Source organism: Pseudomonas sp. CGJS7 (assembly GCF_036961695.1).
The window spans coordinates 208158-225804 of record NZ_JBAMDI010000002.1 but is presented as its reverse complement, the minus strand read 5'-3'; the positions used below and the strand labels follow the sequence as shown (position 1 = coordinate 225804).

20 protein-coding genes and 1 tRNA gene are annotated in these 17647 nt (G+C 61.3%); 15 read left to right on the top strand and 6 right to left on the bottom strand.

What is annotated here, in order from left to right:
* Positions 1–81 precede the first annotated feature (81 nt).
* From V7787_RS02555 to V7787_RS02540, 4 genes are read left to right on the top strand one after another with little or no spacing between them, the layout of a single operon-like run.
* Entirely contained in the window at positions 82–441 is a 360-nt protein-coding gene (locus V7787_RS02555) for a hypothetical protein (RefSeq protein ID WP_336085350.1), read from the top strand.
* A gap of 56 nt (positions 442–497) precedes the next feature.
* The gene (locus V7787_RS02550) at positions 498–1142 is read left to right on the top strand and encodes a hypothetical protein (protein WP_336085348.1); all 645 of its coding nucleotides are present in this window, start codon (positions 498–500) and stop codon (positions 1140–1142) included.
* 36 nt (positions 1143–1178) lie between these two features.
* Entirely contained in the window at positions 1179–1424 is a 246-nt protein-coding gene (locus V7787_RS02545; protein WP_070096468.1) for a DUF4224 domain-containing protein, read from the top strand.
* A 1-nt stretch (position 1425) separates the two neighbouring features.
* Positions 1426–2475, top strand: a complete 1050-nt coding sequence (locus tag V7787_RS02540) for a site-specific integrase (protein ID WP_070096467.1) — start codon at positions 1426–1428, stop codon at positions 2473–2475.
* Positions 2476–2575: 100 nt separating this feature from the next.
* Here the strand turns inward: V7787_RS02540 and V7787_RS02535 are convergent.
* A tRNA-Cys gene (locus tag V7787_RS02535) sits at positions 2576–2649 on the bottom strand.
* 154 nt (positions 2650–2803) lie between these two features.
* The gene (sohB, locus tag V7787_RS02530; protein ID WP_064492611.1) at positions 2804–3823 is read right to left on the bottom strand and encodes a protease SohB; all 1020 of its coding nucleotides are present in this window, start codon (positions 3821–3823) and stop codon (positions 2804–2806) included.
* Between the two features lie 197 nt (positions 3824–4020).
* On the opposite strand from sohB, the gene V7787_RS02525 reads away from it, so the two are divergent.
* The 4 genes from V7787_RS02525 to V7787_RS02510 all read left to right on the top strand — a co-directional run bounded on the left by V7787_RS02525 (position 4021) and on the right by V7787_RS02510 (position 7160).
* Positions 4021–4731 (top strand): histidine phosphatase family protein, encoded by a 711-nt coding sequence (locus tag V7787_RS02525; RefSeq protein WP_064492612.1) that lies wholly within the window; start codon positions 4021–4023, stop codon positions 4729–4731.
* Positions 4732–4787: 56 nt separating this feature from the next.
* Positions 4788–5105 (top strand): SCP2 sterol-binding domain-containing protein, encoded by a 318-nt coding sequence (locus V7787_RS02520; RefSeq protein ID WP_003251077.1) that lies wholly within the window; start codon positions 4788–4790, stop codon positions 5103–5105.
* Positions 5106–5288: 183 nt separating this feature from the next.
* Positions 5289–6356 (top strand): phosphotransferase family protein, encoded by a 1068-nt coding sequence (locus V7787_RS02515; protein WP_064492613.1) that lies wholly within the window; start codon positions 5289–5291, stop codon positions 6354–6356.
* Positions 6357–6392: 36 nt separating this feature from the next.
* A complete protein-coding gene (locus V7787_RS02510; protein ID WP_003251082.1) occupies positions 6393–7160 on the top strand; it encodes an SDR family oxidoreductase in 768 nt (255 codons plus the stop codon).
* On the opposite strand, the gene V7787_RS02505 is transcribed toward V7787_RS02510, so the two are convergent.
* Positions 7161–7982: a class I SAM-dependent methyltransferase gene (locus V7787_RS02505; protein ID WP_064492614.1), complete on the bottom strand. Its 822-nt coding sequence runs from the start codon at positions 7980–7982 to the stop codon at positions 7161–7163.
* Between the two features lie 169 nt (positions 7983–8151).
* A complete protein-coding gene (locus V7787_RS02500; RefSeq protein ID WP_003251087.1) occupies positions 8152–8502 on the bottom strand; it encodes a hypothetical protein in 351 nt (116 codons plus the stop codon).
* Positions 8503–8619: 117 nt separating this feature from the next.
* Between V7787_RS02500 and V7787_RS02495 the strand changes: the two genes are divergently transcribed.
* From V7787_RS02495 to V7787_RS02475, 5 genes are all read left to right on the top strand, one after another.
* Positions 8620–8910: an RcnB family protein gene (locus V7787_RS02495; RefSeq protein WP_010954750.1), complete on the top strand. Its 291-nt coding sequence runs from the start codon at positions 8620–8622 to the stop codon at positions 8908–8910.
* A 243-nt stretch (positions 8911–9153) separates the two neighbouring features.
* On the top strand, positions 9154–9339 hold the full coding sequence (locus V7787_RS02490) for a hypothetical protein (protein WP_004577263.1): 186 nt from the start codon (positions 9154–9156) through the stop codon (positions 9337–9339).
* A gap of 73 nt (positions 9340–9412) precedes the next feature.
* Positions 9413–9805 (top strand): glycine zipper domain-containing protein, encoded by a 393-nt coding sequence (locus V7787_RS02485; protein WP_010954752.1) that lies wholly within the window; start codon positions 9413–9415, stop codon positions 9803–9805.
* Positions 9806–9931: 126 nt separating this feature from the next.
* The gene (locus V7787_RS02480; RefSeq protein WP_104961333.1) at positions 9932–11761 is read left to right on the top strand and encodes an SLC13 family permease; all 1830 of its coding nucleotides are present in this window, start codon (positions 9932–9934) and stop codon (positions 11759–11761) included.
* A gap of 137 nt (positions 11762–11898) precedes the next feature.
* The gene (locus tag V7787_RS02475; protein WP_104886331.1) at positions 11899–13323 is read left to right on the top strand and encodes a GGDEF domain-containing protein; all 1425 of its coding nucleotides are present in this window, start codon (positions 11899–11901) and stop codon (positions 13321–13323) included.
* Position 13324: 1 nt separating this feature from the next.
* On the opposite strand, the gene V7787_RS02470 is transcribed toward V7787_RS02475, so the two are convergent.
* Positions 13325–14086: a sulfite exporter TauE/SafE family protein gene (locus V7787_RS02470; RefSeq protein WP_010954755.1), complete on the bottom strand. Its 762-nt coding sequence runs from the start codon at positions 14084–14086 to the stop codon at positions 13325–13327.
* A gap of 98 nt (positions 14087–14184) precedes the next feature.
* On the opposite strand from V7787_RS02470, the gene V7787_RS02465 reads away from it, so the two are divergent.
* Both V7787_RS02465 and V7787_RS02460 read left to right on the top strand, forming a co-directional pair.
* Positions 14185–15090 (top strand): LysR substrate-binding domain-containing protein, encoded by a 906-nt coding sequence (locus tag V7787_RS02465; protein ID WP_198748030.1) that lies wholly within the window; start codon positions 14185–14187, stop codon positions 15088–15090.
* 848 nt (positions 15091–15938) lie between these two features.
* On the top strand, positions 15939–16124 hold the full coding sequence (locus tag V7787_RS02460; protein WP_104886334.1) for a hypothetical protein: 186 nt from the start codon (positions 15939–15941) through the stop codon (positions 16122–16124).
* Positions 16125–16295: 171 nt separating this feature from the next.
* Here V7787_RS02460 and V7787_RS02455 read toward each other — a convergent pair whose 3' ends face one another.
* Positions 16296–17588 carry an OprD family porin gene (locus tag V7787_RS02455; protein WP_104886335.1) on the bottom strand — a complete coding sequence of 431 codons (1293 nt, stop codon included), beginning with the start codon at positions 17586–17588 and terminating at the stop codon, positions 16296–16298.
* Positions 17589–17647: the final 59 nt, after the last annotated feature.

Here is a 17647-nt window from a genome sequence, read left to right as displayed (position 1 = left end):
TTGCCTGGGCATACTTCGGAGGAAGCAATCGATGATCCTGCCCCTGATGTACATGGCCTACCTGATATGGAGGGCGCCGCGATGAGCAACATCTTCGGAATCACCGATGAGGAGTGCTTCGAGATCATGCGGGCGGCCGACGAGGCGCAGACCCAGTACCATCTGGATCAGCAGGCGCGCAACGCACCTGTGCTGGAAATGGTAAAGGCGCTGGTTGGTGATGAGGTGTTCGCCCAGGTAGAGGAAGAGATTGAAGCGGCCGAGAACACCTACGATTACGAGATCGTCGACGAGCCGGCCGGCGCACCTCAGGACAACGGATTTGCCCTCGGTGACGTGTACGTCGATCAGGAGTGCGGTATGTCCGGCGATGACTTCTCCGGCACCGTAGCCCTCCCCCTGCCTGACGGCCGCTATTTCCAGTTCGCCTTCAACTGCTAACTCCTCCCCCTACAACTCAAGCCCGCCGACATGCGCGGGCATGGAGAGCTATTGCCATGCCAAACCACGTTACCAACAAAGTCAGCGCGCCAGCCCACGTCCTCGCGTCGCTAATCAACGGAGATGGCCGGATCGATTTCGGAAAGATCATCAAGTTTGAAGGTGAGTTCACCTGGGACTTCATCTGCGGTAAAGCTGAAACCGCTGCTGAGGCCGCAATCAATCTGCCGCTGAGCAACAACCCGATGATCGCCGGCATGCAGCGGCACAGTCGCGAAACATCCACTGTGACGAAGTTGAGCGACGACAGCTTCGAGCAGTTCGTCCAGATGCTGCGCAATCACCGCAAAACCGGATTCATGCACTGCATGGACTTCGCTCGCCAAGCGTGGGGCACCAAGTGGAACGCCTACAGCCAGAAGATCGACGTTGAAGGTTGCTCCCTTCACTTTGAAACAGCCTGGAATGCCCCGCTCCCGGTCTTCAAGGCGCTTTCTGCCCTTCATCCAACCGAAGAAATCACTGTCGTGTTCGCTGACGAGGACATCGGCAGCAACTGCGGGACGCTGAAGCTGAAGGCGGGCGAGCTGGTAGAGCAGAACTGCGCAGGGCCATGGAGCGAAATGAGCCAGGCCGATCAACAGAAGTGGCGAGCTTTCGCCATCGAAGTAACAGGCCGCTCCGACGACGAAGACGAATAACCAACCTGCCGCCACCGGCGGCGTGGAGACCATCCCATGGAAACCGAGATCCTTTCGGACGAAGAGCTGGTGGCGATCACCGGCTACAAACCCCGGGCGTGGCAGCGCCGCTGGCTCACTGAAAAAGGTTGGCACTTTGTCGAGAGCCGCGGCGGCCGGCCACTAGTAGGCCGCCAATACGCCCGCCAGAAGCTCAGCGGCGTAGTGATCGACACCGTTCCAGTTACTGCAGCCCCGCCACCGGCGCCAGCCTGGACCCCTGATTTTTCCCGAGTGAAGTGAAATGCGCCCAAGGAAGACCGAGAATCGCGACCTGCCGCCAGGTATGTATCGCCGCAAGAGACCAAAAGCCAACGGCAAGGTGTGGGAGGCGCTGTACTACAGAGACAAGTCAGGCAAGGACATTTTCCTCGGCAATGACTTGGTAAAGGCCAAGCTGAAGTGGGCGGAACTGGAGGCCAAGTCGGTACCGAAAGAGCTGACCACAATGAAGGGAATCTTCGACGAGTACTTGCTAAAGATCATCCCGGGCAAGGCCGCCAGAACCCAAAAGGACAACATCTACGAGCTCAAGCAGCTGCGAACCGTGTTCGACTCGGCGCCAATCGATGCCATCACGCCGGCGATGATCGCGCAGTACCGCGACTCGCGGTCGGCAAAGACCAGGGCAAACAGGGAGATCGCCCTGCTCTCCCATGTGTTTAACACAGCAAGGGAATGGGGCCTCACTACCAGGGACAACCCGTGCCTGGGCGTGAGGAAGAACAAGGAAAAGCCGCGCGACTTCTATGCCAACGAGACGGTGTGGCAGGCGGTATATGAGGAAGCTCCACCGGAGCTCAAGGATGCGATGGACCTGGCGTACCTGACTGGCCAGCGACCGTCAGACGTGCTGTCCATGCGAAAGGACGATGTGGAGGGGATCTACCTGATGGTCAGCCAAGGCAAGACTGGCAAGAGATTGAGGATCGTCTTGGAAGTGGACGGGGTGAAGAACAGTCTGGGCCAGCTGCTCGAGCGAATCATGCGCAGGACCAGCGAGCACCTGTCGCCGTTCTTCATCCTCAACGAGCACGGCAAGCGAATGAGCTGGCCGATGCTGCGCAACCGGTGGGCAGACGCCCGAGAAGCGGCCAGGGTGAAAGCTGAAGTCGAGAAAAAGCCAGACCTGGCCAACCGAATCGCCCAGTTCCAGTTTCGCGACATCCGACCGAAGGCGGCCTCGGAGATCAACGATCTGAGCGATGCAAGCGTGCTGTTGGGCCACTCGAAAGAGGGAATTACCGAGCGCGTTTATCGGCGCGTCGGGGCCATCGCCAAGCCTTCCAAATGACGAAGTTTTGGGACTGGTCTCAATTAGTTTTGGGACTTCGGTATTTTCTGGCGCACAAAGAAAAACCCCGCAGACGTTAATCTGCGGGGCTTTCGAATGGTGGAGGCCGAGGTCGGAATCGAACCGGCGTAGACGGATTTGCAATCCGGAGCATAACCACTTTGCTACTCGGCCTCAAAGGTCGGATCTAGCTGCTTGCGCTTTGCTATCTCCTTGAAACGCTGAACCTTTTTCAAAGTTTGCTGCGTTTCGATGGGCGCCATTATGTCTTCATTCTTTTAACCTTGCAACCCCCTGAACGAAAAAAAATTTCAACGGGTTCAAGGTGTTAGCGCAGGCGGCTGAGTTTACTCCACAAGCCCACCACCGTGTTCTCCACGGTACCACTGGCGGCCATGCCAATACGCTCCTGCAGGCTCTTGCGTTCGGCATAGTGCAGGTGGAACAGGTTGGCGTTGCGTGCGCGCTCGCTCAGGTACTCGTCACTGGTCTGCAACTCGTCAACCAGCTTGCGATTCAAGGCGGCCACGCCCAGCCAGACTTCGCCAGTGGCCACTTCATCGATGTGCAACTGCGGACGATAGCGGGAGACGAAATCCTTGAACAACTGGTGAGTGATGTCCAGGTCTTCCTGGAACTTCTCCCGGCCCTTCTCGGTGTTTTCGCCAAAGATGGTCAGGGTGCGCTTGTACTCGCCAGCAGTCAGCACTTCGAAGTCGATGTCGTGCTTTTTCAACAGGCGGTTGACGTTGGGTAACTGCGCCACCACGCCAATAGACCCCAGTACGGCGAATGGGGCGCTGACGATCTTCTCGCCGATGCAGGCCATCATGTACCCACCGCTGGCAGCCACCTTGTCGATGCACACGGTCAACGGGATGCCTGCCTGACGAATACGCGCCAGTTGCGACGCAGCCAAGCCGTAACTGTGCACCAGGCCACCGCCGCTTTCCAGGCGCAGTACCACTTCGTCACGCGCGGTTGCGAGCGTCAGCAGCGCGGTGATTTCGTTGCGCAGGCTTTCGGTGGCCGAGGCTTTGATGTCGCCATCGAAGTCCAGTACGAATACCCGGCTCTTGTCTTCGGCCTTGCCCTTCTTCTGCTGTTTTTCCGCCTTGGCCTGCTGCTTGCGCAGGGCCTTGAGCTGGGCCTTGTCGAGCAGGCCGGACTCCAGGCGCTCACGCAGGTCCTTGTAAAAATCGTTCAGTCGGGTGACCTGTAATTGCCCGCCCGATTTGCGCCGACCTTTGCCACGCAGACCGGCGATGGCCGACAGCACCACCAGGATGGCGATGACCAGGGTGGCGGTTTTGGCGAGAAAGCTTGCGTATTCGGCAAGAAACTCCACGTTGACTCCTTAAATGCCTGCGCCACTACGGCGCGTCACTGTTGCAAGCATACCGTTGCGTCTATGGTGCTGCCAGCCGGTGTAAACGCTGGCAACATCTTTCAAACAACCTTTTCAAACGCTTGTATGTTTTTTCGTTGACAGCCCGTGAGCCGCATCCTAACCTCGCAGCAACCTCCAACAGGCCGGAACCTTTCGTGGGCAATCTCTACCTGATTCGACATGGCCAAGCCTCCTTCGGTGCCGATGACTACGACGTCCTCTCGCCCGTGGGCGTGCGCCAGAGCCAGGCCCTGGGTGAACACCTGGCCCAGTTGGGCGTGCGGCTGGACCGCTGCGTGGCTGGCGACCTGCGCCGCCAGCAGGATACCGCACGGCTGGCGCTGCAGGCGCTGCACGCCAACGGCTGCCCGGTGCCGGCGATTGAGACCGACGCCGCATTCAATGAGTTCGATGCCGACGGGGTGATCCGCGCCCTGTTGCCCGACCTGCTGCCGGAAGAGCCCGATGCCCTGCATGTGCTGCGCAATGCTGCGCAGCATCGCAGCGAGTTTCAGCGCCTGTTCGCGTTGATGGTGCAGCGCTGGCACGATGGCGAGCATGCCGATAATGGCCTGGAAACCTGGCATTCGTTTACATCACGCGTACAAGGGGGCCTGCAACGCGTGCTGGACAGCGCCGGCAGCGGCGATCATGTTGCTATCTTCACCTCGGGTGGCACCATTGCCGCCCTGCTCCACCTGGTTACCGGTATTACCCCCAGCCAGGCGTTCGCGCTGAACTGGCAGATCATCAACACGTCGCTCAGCCAGCTGAAGTTTCGCGGCCGCAACGTGGCACTAGCCTCCTTCAACAGCCAGGCCCATGTGCAGCTGTTGAGGGCGCCGGAGCTTGTCACCTACCGATAAGCCCGGCTTGTTGTGTCCCTGCGGGGACGTGTAAATCACTCTATAAGGAATGCGCCATGACCTCCGTAGCTGATGCCGTCAAAAAGATGCAAGAGAAATTCAACCCATCCGCTGCCGCCGGCCTGGACCTGGTGTTCGGCTTCAACATCACCGACGAAGACAAGCACTACGCGCTGATCGTCAAGGACGGCACCTGCGACCTGCAGGAAGGCGAAAACCCGGATGCCAACTGCACCCTGGTGATGGACGCCGAAACCCTGAAGGGTATCGTAAGCGGCGAAACCGACGGCATGCAGGCCTTCATGGGTGGCAAGCTGCGGGTTGAAGGCGACATGATGCTGTCGATGAAACTCAGCGAGCTGTTCCCGTCCTGAGGGCTGGGAATACCGGATGATCGAAAAACCGAAGCCTGACGGCTTCGGTTTTTTTTGCCCTGCATTCGGTGCAGTGATCCACCAGCAACACCCTCACCTATTTGGCACATGGGACGATTGTTCCAACCCCGGCGGACCATTAGATTACCCAATAGTACTTGCTATCGAGAATAAGGAAGACGCATGACGCTCACCGACCAGTCCACCCAGGTACGCCCCGGCGAAGAACTCGACGCGGCCGTCATCGACCCTTACTTCAAAGCCAATATCCCCGGCCTGCACGGCCTGCCGAGCATCAGCCAGTTTCCTGGCGGCGCCTCCAACCTCACCTACCTGGTCAGCTACCCGGGCCGCGACTTCGTGCTGCGTCGACCACCCTTCGGTCAAAAGGCCAAGTCGGCCCACGACATGGGTCGCGAGTACCGCATCCTCAACCAGCTGAACAGCGGCTTCCCCTACTGCCCCAAGGCCTATGCACACTGCACCGACACCGGCCTGATCGGCGGCGAGTTCTATGTGATGGAACGGGTCGAGGGCATCATCCTGCGCTCGGACATCCCGGCCGAACTGAACCTGGACGCCAGCCGGACCGAAGCCCTGTGCAAAAGCTTCATCGACCGCCTGGTCGAGCTGCACCAGGTGGACTACACCGCCTGCGGCCTGGCCGACCTGGGCAAGCCGGAGGGCTACGTGCAGCGTCAGATCGAGGGCTGGACCAGCCGTTATGAAAAAGCCCTGACACCGGATGCGCCACGCTGGGAAACGGTAACCGCCTGGCTGCACGAAAAAATGCCCGCCGACCACCCGCGCCCAGGCATCGTGCACAACGACTACCGGTTCGACAACGTCATCCTGGACGCGGACAACCCCATGCGCATCATCGGTGTGCTGGACTGGGAAATGGCCACCCTGGGCGACCCACTCATGGACCTGGGCAACTCCCTGGCCTACTGGATCGAAGCCGGCGACCCGGCGCCAGTGCAGTTGATGCGCCGCCAGCCGAGCAACGCGCCGGGCATGCTCAGCCGTCGCCAGTTCGTCGATTACTACGCCGAGCGCGCCGGCATCCGCCTGGACAACTTCGATTACTACTATTGCTATGGCCTGTTCCGCCTGGCAGGCATCGTTCAGCAGATCTACTACCGCTACTACCATGGCCAGACCCAGGACAAGCGTTTCGCCCAGTTCATTCACATGAACCGCTTGCTGGAACAAATGACCTTGCAGGTCATTTCCAAGTCCAGCCTCTGAGCACAGCCCACGACGACGGATAACAAGGAAAACAGCATGTCCAAGACCCACCTGTTCGACCTCGACGGCAAGATTGCCTTTGTTTCCGGCGCCAGCCGAGGCATCGGCGAGGCCATCGCCCACTTGCTCGCGCAGCAAGGGGCCCATGTGATCGTTTCCAGCCGCAAGCTTGACGGGTGCCAGCAGGTGGCCGACGCCATCATTGCCGCCGGCGGCAAGGCCACGGCTGTGGCCTGCCACATTGGTGAGCTGGAACAGATTCAGCAGGTGTTCGCCGGCATTCGCGAACAGTTCGGGCGACTGGACGTGCTGGTCAACAATGCTGCCACCAACCCGCAATTCTGCAATGTGCTGGACACCGACCCAGGGGCGTTCCAGAAGACCGTGGACGTGAACATCCGTGGTTACTTCTTCATGTCGGTGGAGGCTGGCAAGCTGATGCGCGAGAACGGCGGCGGCAGCATCATCAACGTGGCGTCGATCAACGGTGTTTCACCCGGGCTGTTCCAAGGCATCTACTCGGTGACCAAGGCAGCGGTCATCAACATGACCAAGGTGTTCGCCAAAGAGTGTGCACCCTTCGGTATTCGCTGCAACGCGCTACTGCCGGGGCTGACCGACACCAAGTTCGCTTCGGCATTGGTGAAGAACGAAGCCATCCTTAACGCCGCCTTGCAGCAGATCCCCCTCAAACGCGTGGCCGACCCCAAGGAAATGGCGGGCGCGGTGCTGTACCTGGCCAGCGATGCCTCCAGCTACACCACCGGCACCACGCTCAATGTCGACGGTGGCTTCCTGTCCTGATCAGGCTTTGACGGCGACCAAGGTGTAACTCAGGGGCAGGCGTGCAGGCTGCTCGCGCAGGCGATATTCGCCGTCTTCGCCCTTGACCATCTGCCCCGGCAGCGCCTCCCAGGGGATGCTCTGGTGCTCGACCAGTGCTGTCAGCTGCAGGCCGTGGGCCAGCAAGGCAGTGATCACTTCTCCCAGGCCGTGGTTCCATTCGTGGGTTTCGGTGTGGGCCAGGCGTTGATCGGTTTCGACGTAGGTCTGGTCGGTGTGCCACACCGTCGGCGCTTCGTGTTCGAAATACGGATATTCGAGCTGCAGGCGGTCCTGATGATCTTCGTTGACAGCCATCAGCATCGGGTGCCCGTCGCGCAGGAACAGCCGCCCGCCCGGTTTCAGTAGTGCCGCGACGGTGCGCGCCCACGGCTCGATGCGGGGCAACCAGCAGAGCGCGCCAATACCGGTGTAGACCAGGTCGAACGTACCCGCCGGCAGTACCTTGTCGGCGGCATAGACGTCAGACTCGACATACTGGATGGGCAGCGCGCATCGCTCGGCCAATGCCCGTGCCTCGGCCAGCGAAGCCTTGGAATAATCCAGGCCACAAACCTTGGCGCCAAGGCGCGCCAGCGACAGGGTGTCGGTGCCGATGTGGCACTGCAAGTGGACCGTATCGAGCCCGTCAATGTCACCGAGCAATGGCAGGTCGAAGCGTACGGTTTCGGACAAGTGCCCGTGTTGCTGGACCAGGCGTTCGACCTCGTAGTCCTTCGAAGCGGCGTGCAACGGGGCACGCTCATCCCAGCTGATGCGGTTGAGTTGCAGTGAACGGTCCATGGTGTCGTCCTTGAGTGGAAGCACCTTATGCTAGCCGTCACCGCGCGCACTGCGACACAACTGCCTTGAAAAAAATTGTAAAGCCCGCGCGCCTCTGCTGTGGCAACAACTGCCTTGCTCAGTACCCTGAATGCACGGCCCCTTACAGGCGCGGCTATAGCGCCAGCCGTTACAGGCAGGTTGCAGCAGCCGCTCGGCGTTGCAGGGCCACGCCGTCGTTCTGCTTCGCGTAGTAATCCACACGCGTGCCGCCCGGCTGCGGGTAAACGTCCACGAACGCTTCGGCCTCACGGGTAAACACGGTGAAACCGCCCTGCTTGCGAGGCTCCAGGTAGCCGCTGGCGTCATCACCGAACACCTTCTCTTCCTGCCAGCTGAACTGGATGCACTGGGCCACCAGCTCTGGCGCCTTGTGCGAATCGAGCTGCGCAGTCGGCTTGCCGCCACGCGCCGTTTCCATGGTCGCAGAAGCACAACCGGCCAGCATCAGCACCGCAGCCAACGGCAGAATCGCACGCATGTTCCATCCTCGGGGTCGCAAAAAAGAAGGCGACTCTAGCACTGGCAGGCATCCCGAGTGAATTGCCGCGCACTTGCCGCTGTCGCAGATAAAACATGCCATCACGAGGAACGCATCATGAAACTGCACTATCTGCTACTCGCCGCCCTGCCTTGCCTGCCTCTGAGCGTCAGCGCCGCCCCCTCGAGCGAAGAAAGCATCACCGCCCCCGAAACCCACAACCGTGAACTGAACGTCGGCGACAAGGCCCCGGACCAGTACAAACGCGATGACCAGGCCATCCAGGACTGGAAAGCCAAAGGCCTGCCCGAACCGGAAAAGGAAAGCCACTGGGTGCGCATGGGCAAGCATTATGTGCTGGTGCAGATCACCAATGGCGTGGTGCTGGCGATTCAACCGGCATCCTGATTCGACACGCCCCGGCCAAGGCGACCCATTGCACAGCACTTCGCCGCCGGCCAAGCATGGCCAGAACGTGTTGATACGCTTGGAACGATCAATGCCGGTCAGCGCCACAGCCCGTTCTTTCAGGCGAACGCCTTGGCGCTGATCACTTGAAGCACAATTTTTTTGCCCGCCCGGGAAACCAAATCGATCGGTCCCAGTCTTAAAAGGTGACCCGTAAACCTATGCGGATCAAGGACCTATATCGTGCTCACGCGTCTTGCAAGCCTTTCTCTGGTTGCTGTTGTCCTGCTGACCGCAGGTTGCCATAGCCATCGCTACCATGATGACGACGGCTGGCGTGACCGCGACCGTGACCATCGCCACCACCATCGCCATGACCGCGACGACGATGACGATCGGCAATACCGCGGTGACCGCTACTACCGCTGAAGCGTCCTTTCAGCCCTGACCTGCCGCCCGTTGCGCGGCGACTTATCCTGATGATTCCTTTGAGGTTCGTATCATGCGTCTGACTCTGCCTTCCCTTGCCCTTGGCCTGCTGCTATGCCAGGGCGCTTTCGCCGGTGACGGTACTGCCGCCATTGGCGGTGGCCTGGGGGGTGTCCTGGGCAACGTTGTTGGTCAACAGCTCGGCGGCAAGACCGGCGCAGCCATCGGTGCCGGCGTTGGCGGCGCAGCCGGCAGCGCTGTCGGTGCGCGCAAAGGCAACCGTACCGAAGCCGCCATCGGCGGTGGCCTGGGCTCGGCCGGCGGCTCGCTGCTGGGCGGCGCAGTAGGCGGCAAGACCGGTTCGACCGTGGGTGCCGGCCTGGGCGGCGCGGCCGGTGGTGCCCTCGGCAACCATCTGGGCGACAACAACCGCGGCAGCAAGAAGCACCACCGCCACCGTCACTGACCCCGTGACCGGAGGGCCGCATAGCGGCCCTTTTTGTTGCAGCACATCAACACCCCCTTCACTACAAGCTGGCACACTGACTGCTACTGTCTATCGTGCCCCCGTGTGAAGGAACACCCCCTCCCCATGAACCATGAGTTGCTCTGGGTCCTCGGCCTGCTGGCCATCGTGATTACCCTGTTCGTCATCAACCGCCCACGCATGGACGTGGTCGCGCTGCTGGTGATTCTCGCCCTGCCACTACTCGGCATCCTTACCGTGGAACAGGCCCTGGCCGGGTTCAGCGACCCCAACGTGGTGCTGATCGCCGCCCTGTTCGTGATTGGCGAAGGCCTGGTGCGCACCGGCATTGCCTATCGCATCGGCGAATGGATGAGCGAGCGGGCCGGCAATAGCGAAGCACGCCTGCTGGTACTGCTGATGGTGGCGGTGGCCGGGCTGGGATCGATAATGAGCTCCACCGGCGTGGTGGCCATTTTCATCCCGGTGGTACTGAGCATCGCTGCGCGCCTGCAGCTATCACCCAGCCGCCTGATGATGCCACTGGCTTTTGCCGGCCTCATCAGTGGCATGCTCAGCCTGGTCGCCACACCGCCCAACGTGGTGGTGCACAGCGAGCTGGTCCGCCATGGCGAAGCGGGGTTCAGCTTCTTCAGCTTTACCCCGTTCGGCCTGGTGGTACTGGTGCTGGGCATTGGCTACATGCTGCTGACCCGGCACTGGCTCAACGGTGAAGTGCGCAAGGACGGCCGGGTGGAAAGCCGCCGCACCTTGCTGGACCTGGTACTGGACTACAAGCTCAACGGCCGTGAGCGACGCCTGCGCATCCGCCCTCAGTCACCGCTGATCGGCCACAACCTTGGCGAGCTGCAACTACGCACCAGACACGGCGCCAACGTGATCGGTATCGAGCGCCAACACAAGTTCACCACGCGCGTGATCGCGGCCGACTCGGGCACCGTGTTGCATCAGGGCGACGTGCTGCTGCTCGATCTGTTCGCCAAGCATGACGATCTGCGCAGCCTGTGCCAAACCATGCACCTGGAGCCCCTGCACTTCAAGGCCGCCTACTTCATCGACCAGTCACAGGATTTGGGAATGGCTGAGGTCTCGCTGCCGCCCGGCTCGCAGTTGATCGGCAAGAGTATCCTCGAACTGGCGTTTCGCACCCGCTATGGCCTCAACGTGGTCGGCCTGCGCCGCGATCAGGCCGCTATCGAAGAGCAACTGGTGGAAGAAAAGCTGCGCCTGGGCGACACACTGCTGGTGGTCGGCCCGTGGAAGGCAGTACGCCAGTTGCAAAGCAAGCCCAAAGACTTCCTGGTCCTGAGCTTGCCCGCCGAGATCGACCTGGTCGCACCAGCCCGCACTCGCGCGCCGCAGGCGTTGCTTAGCCTGGCGGTAATGGTCGGGCTAATGGTCAGCGGCGCCGTACCCAATGTCATGGCAGCGTTGATCGGCTGCTTGCTGATGGGCGCAGGCCGTTGCATCGACATGAACAGTGCCTACCGCGCCATCCACTGGCAAAGCCTGGTGCTGATCGTGGGCATGCTGCCCTTCGCCCAGGCGCTGCAGAAAACCGGCGGCATCGACCTGGCGGTGGGTGGGCTGGTGAACGTGCTGGGTGGTGCCGGCCCCAGCGCCATTCTTGCCTGCCTGTTCGCCGTCACCGCAGTGATCGGGCTGTTCATTTCCAACACCGCCACCGCGGTTCTGATGGCGCCGGTGGCTGTCAGCACTGCGGCGCAGCTGGGCATGTCGCCCTACCCGTTCGCCATGACCGTCGCACTGGCCGCGTCGGCGGCATTCATGACGCCGGTGTCATCACCGGTCAACACGCTGGTGCTTGGGCCCGGGCAATACCGCTTCGCTGACTTCGTCAAGATTGGCGTGCCGTTCACCGTGCTGGTGATGCTGGTTACCGTCGTGATGGTGCCGTGGTTCTTCGGGCTGTGAGGAAAGTGGCCAGAAATAGAGGCAATTTGACATTATCGCAACCAATCGCGGCAGATTGACATCAACCACCCTGAGCCAACACACTGCGGGTAATTGCCCCAGGTGCTCTATCGCGTTGTCCTGGATTTCGTTTCCGCTTGCCGGTCGAGTTCATGGTTTTTCCAGCCCAATCGCGCGTGTTGCCTTATGTCATTGTAGTTGGCGTAACCTTCGCCCTTACCCTGGGCGGTATCCTGGCACGCCCGATCGAATCGCTGTCGCTGTTCTGGCCAGTCAATGCCGTACTGGCCGGCGTACTGCTGCGCTACCCCCGTCAAGCCACGTTTACGGGCTTTAGCCTGGTGTGGCTGGCCATGGTCGGGGCCGACCTGCTGTGTGGCAGCGCCTGGGTACCGGCTCTGTGGTTAAACCTGTGCAATCTTGGCGTGGTGGTCACCCTCTGGCAGCTGCTGTCGCGCTTGCCACGCATGCACCGGCGCATGCGCAGCCCGCACGGCGTACTCAGCGTGTTCGCCGCCTGCGCCGCCGCTGCCATGGTGGCGGCCAGCATGGCAGCGGTAATGGCCGCACCCTGGTTCGAACAGTCGTTGCGCGCCACCTGGCTAGCCTGGTTCAGCGAACAGTTCTCGACCGGCGTGCTGGTGCTGCCGGTGCTGCTTACAGCGCCCTCGGTGCGGGCCTTGGTGCGCGGCGGCGCGCAGCCCATTCGCCTGGCGCCGTTGCTGGTACTGCTGGCCTCGCTGGCATTCAGCATCGCATTCGGTGGCCCTGGGGCCATTGCCTTCCCGATTGCCGCGTTACTGTGGTGTGCCTGGACCTACTCACCGTTCCTGGTTTCATTGCTGACGCTCACGGCCGGCAGTACGCTCATCGTGGCCGTGGCGCAAAACCTCATGCACTTCAGCGTGCCGCAGAGCGAGCCTGGGGTTACCACGCTGATGTCGGCGCGCCTGGGCATCGCCATGCTGGTGCTCGGGCCGCTGGTGGTGGCCTGCGTCAGCCAGGCCAACCGTAGCCTCATGGCCCGCCTGGCGCACCAGGCCACCGTCGATCACCTCACCGGCGTGCTCACCCGCAGCGCCTTCACACGCCGTGCCAACTCGCTGCTGGAGAGCCGCCAGCAGCACGCCCAGGCGCTGCCGCTGACCCTGATGATGCTGGACATCGACCACTTCAAGTCGATCAACGATGCCCACGGCCATGCCGTCGGTGACCAGGTGCTGCGCCAATTCGCCAGCACCCTGCAGGACCAACTGCACAACGATGAACTGATCGCACGGCTGGGTGGCGAAGAATTCGTTGTCATCCTGCCCGGACTTGCGCCAGAGCGGGCCAACTTCACCGCCGAACGCCTGCGCCGCGCCATACAGGACCTGCACGTGACACAGGCCGACCAGCGCCTGCAGATTACCGTGAGTATCGGTGTGGCAGGCTGCGACGCAGACATGCCGGCCCCCAGCCTCGACGAACTGCTGGCCAGTGCCGACCAGGCGCTGTACCGGGCCAAGGCCCGGGGCCGCAATCGCGTCGAACAGGCCGAAGCACAGCGCCTGGTGATCTGAACTAGCCGGCCAGCAGGTCCCACGACAGCTTGGCGATCAGCACACACAACAGCACCAGGAACAGCCCGCGGACAAACCCGGCACCCTTGCGTACCGCCAGCCAGGTACCGGTCAGCGCGCCGAGAATGTTACACACCGCCATGGGCAAGGCTATGGCGTACAGCACGTTGCCCGTCGGCACGAAGAACACCAGCGCCGCCAGGTTGGTGGCAATGTTCACCACCTTGGCCGAAGCCGAGGCGTGCAGGAAGTCCAGGGCAAAGAAGCGGATGAACAGGAAGATCAGGAAGCTACCGGTGCCCGGGCCGAACAGGCCATCGTAGAAGCCGATAGCACCGCCGATCAGCACTGCCAGGCACTGCTCCTTGCGGCCGACCTGCGCAGGTGTGTGCAAGGTGCCGAAGTCCTTCTTGCAGAAGGTGTAGACAGCCATCAGCACGATCAGCACCAGCACTGCCGGGCGCATCACGCTGGGGGGTACCAGCGACACCGTGGCGGCCCCCGCGAACGACATGACAAAGGCACTGAGTGCCGCCGGTACGATCAACCCCCAATCCAGCGTCACTTTACGGATGAACGAGCGGGCCGCGAAGGCCGTGCCGCACACGGACGCCAGTTTGTTGCTGCCGAGCAAGGCGGCCGGTTGCGCGGAGGGCAACACGTTGAACAAGGCCGGGATCTGGATCAGCCCGCCGCCACCCACCGCGGCGTCGATCAACCCAGCGGCGAAGGCGAACACAGAAAGCACAGCAATATCCATCATGACGCGGTTCCAGGCAGTGAAGACGCCTGCAAGGCTAATCAAAGTGGCACACTTGTGTTGAAATGCCATATTGCGATAACTGCAACGAGGAGCACGCCATGGCACTGGACATGCTGCGGGAAATTCAGGCGTTCGTCAGTGTGGCGCACAAGCGCAGCTTCGTTGCTGCCGCCCGCGCCCTGGGGCGTTCGCCCAGCGCAGTTACGCGCGCGGTACAAACCCTGGAAGACAATGCGGGAAGCAAACTGCTCAACCGCAACGCCAACGCCGTCACACTGACCGAGGCCGGCGAGCGCTTGCTGCCGCATGCCGAACGCTTGCTGGATGTGCAACGCGATGCTGCCGACGAACTGGCCGCGCTCAGCGGCAGCGCCCAAGGTTGGATTCGCTTTGCCGCGCCGCAACTGCTGGGAGAGCATGTGCTACCGCAAGTGCTTGCCGAGTTTTCCCGCCGCCACCCTCAGGTGACCCTGGACGTGCAGTACAGCGACGAAGCCCTTGACCCGCTGCAAGGTAAATTCGACTTCGTGGTGCGCGGCGCCTTTCCGCAATCGAGCGAGCTGATCGGCTACCCGCTTTGGCCCTACCAGCGCCACCTGTATGCCAGCCCGGCATATCTGGCCCTGGCTGGCACACCGCAACATCCGGAAGACCTGGATGGACACACCTTGATCCTGCATACCGCGCCACGCATCCTCAAGGCCTGGCACTTCTGCCACGATGACCAGATCACCAGCCTGCGCCCCAGGCCCAGGCTTCGCCTGGGCTCGGGAGAAGCGGTGTACCACAGCACCCTGGCCGGTGCCGGCATCGCCCGCCTTGCCGCCTGGGTCGGCGAAGCACAGGTCAAGGCAGGCCGCCTGGTGCGGGTGTGCCCGCAGTACCGCTTGACGTCCAGTAGCGGCCAGGACCCACAGATGCATGCTGTATACCCTGCCGGCGAGTTGCCGACACGGGTGCGCGACTTGCTGGCCGCCCTGCGCCGAGCCGGCCCGCTGTACTGAAACAAGCCATGAAACGACTGTTCAAATTCTGCTCAATTTAACAGAGCCCGCCGCGGGTCTGGCTTGCAGCACTTTATCCACAGACCTACCCACGTTTTTTGTGGACAGATTTCCCAGCGTAAAGAACGACTTATCGCACAAGGAGAAAGGCGAACTGGCCAACCTGACCCGCTCGATCCACGCCTGCCCTGAGAATGACTTGCACCTGATGCTGACCCAGCAGTGCGATGAAAAAGATGACCGGCCATTGGCCAATAGATTGGGCCCGTCGCTTGGAGTGGACGGGCCGCGCAGGGGAAAACGCAGTTGAACTCAGCTTGGCGGAATGGTGCCAAGAATACCAATCAGAATGGTCAGCAGCAGAAAACCACCCAGGAACAGCGCCAGCTTGCCCATTGGAACCTCTACAGTTGTGATGCGGGAATGGGCATATTGTCGAGCTTGGGCTGATACGGTTACAGATTCAGGTTTATGGAAAAAAAGCGGATCAGATGTGACGCGCAGATGCCGCCGAGCTGGATTCAGCCACAGTGGTTGACGCTGAGCACGTGTCGCTCGCGGGCCGGCAATTGATACATGAAGTTTCCAAACACGCCTCCAGGTTTACCCAGCACCTGCGTTGGGTGCGCTGCCCCTCGAAAGCGCCCGAACCCAGCCAATACGGTAGATTGAGCTTGCTTGGGAGGACACGATCTGAAACACGACTTGCAGGATTATTTACCGCACCCTGTAGGAAAGAAGGCGGCAATGAGTCTTGCCTGTATGAAACATCAGTTTCTCCGGCAAATTCGAGCTGCTACGGTCCATTTTTCCTACAACGGTACGGAAGCCTACAGCGTGAGAAAAGCATGGACTCGTTCAAAACCTCTGCACTGAAATTGCAGAAAAATCTGCTTAACCTGCGCGTTGAGTGTGAGCGCCTGAGAGGTGAAGGCAAGGACAAGGAAGCGGATCAACTCACTGGGCCGATCGCGCGGCTTGAGGAGGCCCTTCGGCAACTGCCGGATAGCCTGAAGCCCGACACCTTGCAGTGACCTGCAAGAGCCATTGTCATGCTCCACAGCTCAAACCTACCCATCACCTTGCAGGAGCAGCCTTGCGCTGCGAAGAGCGCGGTAAGGCAAACGACTGCCTTAGGCAGTTATTGCTTCTTCGCAGCACAAGGTTGCTTCGGGAACCGAGCTGGCGCCGGGTCACCTACCCCCTCAGAACAACTTGATCGTGTAACTCAGAATCAAGCGGTTCTCATCTATATCTGTCCGGTAGTTGGAGCGCGCCATCACGTTGCGCACCCGTATCCCAAGCCCGGCCAACGGCCCGCTTTGCACCACGTAGGCCAGGTCCAGGTCACGCTCGCGGTCACGCCCTTCAAAGCCCAGCCCTGTCTCCACGTCCCGGCCCTTCACATAACGCAGGGTCGACGTCAGCCCTGGAAGCCCCAAGGCGACAAAATTGTAATCATGTCGCACCTGCCACGAGCGTTCACCCGGCGCCGAGAACTCATAGGTCGGCAGCGTATTACCCATCGGGTTGGTGTTGGCGCCTACCTGGATAAAGCCGTCATCCCCGCCGATCTGCTGATAGCCCACATAGAAGGTATGCCCGCCGGTCTTGGCCGAGAACAGGCTGAACAGCGCATGGTTATCGTAGTCGCCAGCCACCTTGCTCCCGTCCTCGCTGGCATCGAAGTAGCCGGCATTGACCCCCAGCGTCCAGCCCCCGATCGGCTCGGCATGCTTGAAGCTGTAGAAGCGCTGCTGGTAGATATCCTCCAGCTGCGCCTGCCAGACACCGACGCTGGTTCGGTTGTCGTTGAAGGCATAGTCGGCCCCCACGTAGTTGAACCGGTCGCTGGTAAAACGCGCCAGCCGCGCCGGGTTGATCGGGTCGTTGACCAGCGCGTACATCTTCTGGCTGTTGGACGAGTCGCGCAGGCTGGTGGAGCGGAACTGGCCGGCGCTCAGGGTCAACCCGGCGAACTCGCGCGACTCCAGCATCGCGCCCTGGTATGTCGGCGGCAGCAGGCGCAAATCGCTGAACAGCAGCACCGGCAGGTTGGGCATCAACTCGCCCACCTTCAGCTCGGTTTGCGACACCTTGAACTTGATCGCCGCACCCACGCGGCTGTATTCGTCCGCCGACTTGCCGCTGTCCAGGCTGGGCAGCAACCCGGACCGGGCATGTTCCGGGCTGCTGTCGAGCTTGAAACCCAGCAGGCCAGTAACATCCACACCCACGCCAACGGTGCCCTGGGTATAACCGGAGCTGGCATTGAGGATAAACCCTTGCGCCCATTCCTGGGTGCGCGACTGGGTGCTGGCGCCCTTGATATCGGCATAGTCGCGGCTGAAGAAGTAATTGCGCGCCTGCAGCGTGGCGCGGGCGCCTTCGATGAAACCAGCCTCTTCTGCCGTGGCCTCTGCACACAAGGCGGCGGCAATACAACCGCCGGCCAGGCGTGCAGACGAAGAAAAACGCGGCGCAGTGAAACCTTGCATAGGGCTACTCCTGGATTTGGGCAACAGCAACCCGGCGCGGCGGCACTGCATGGCCACCG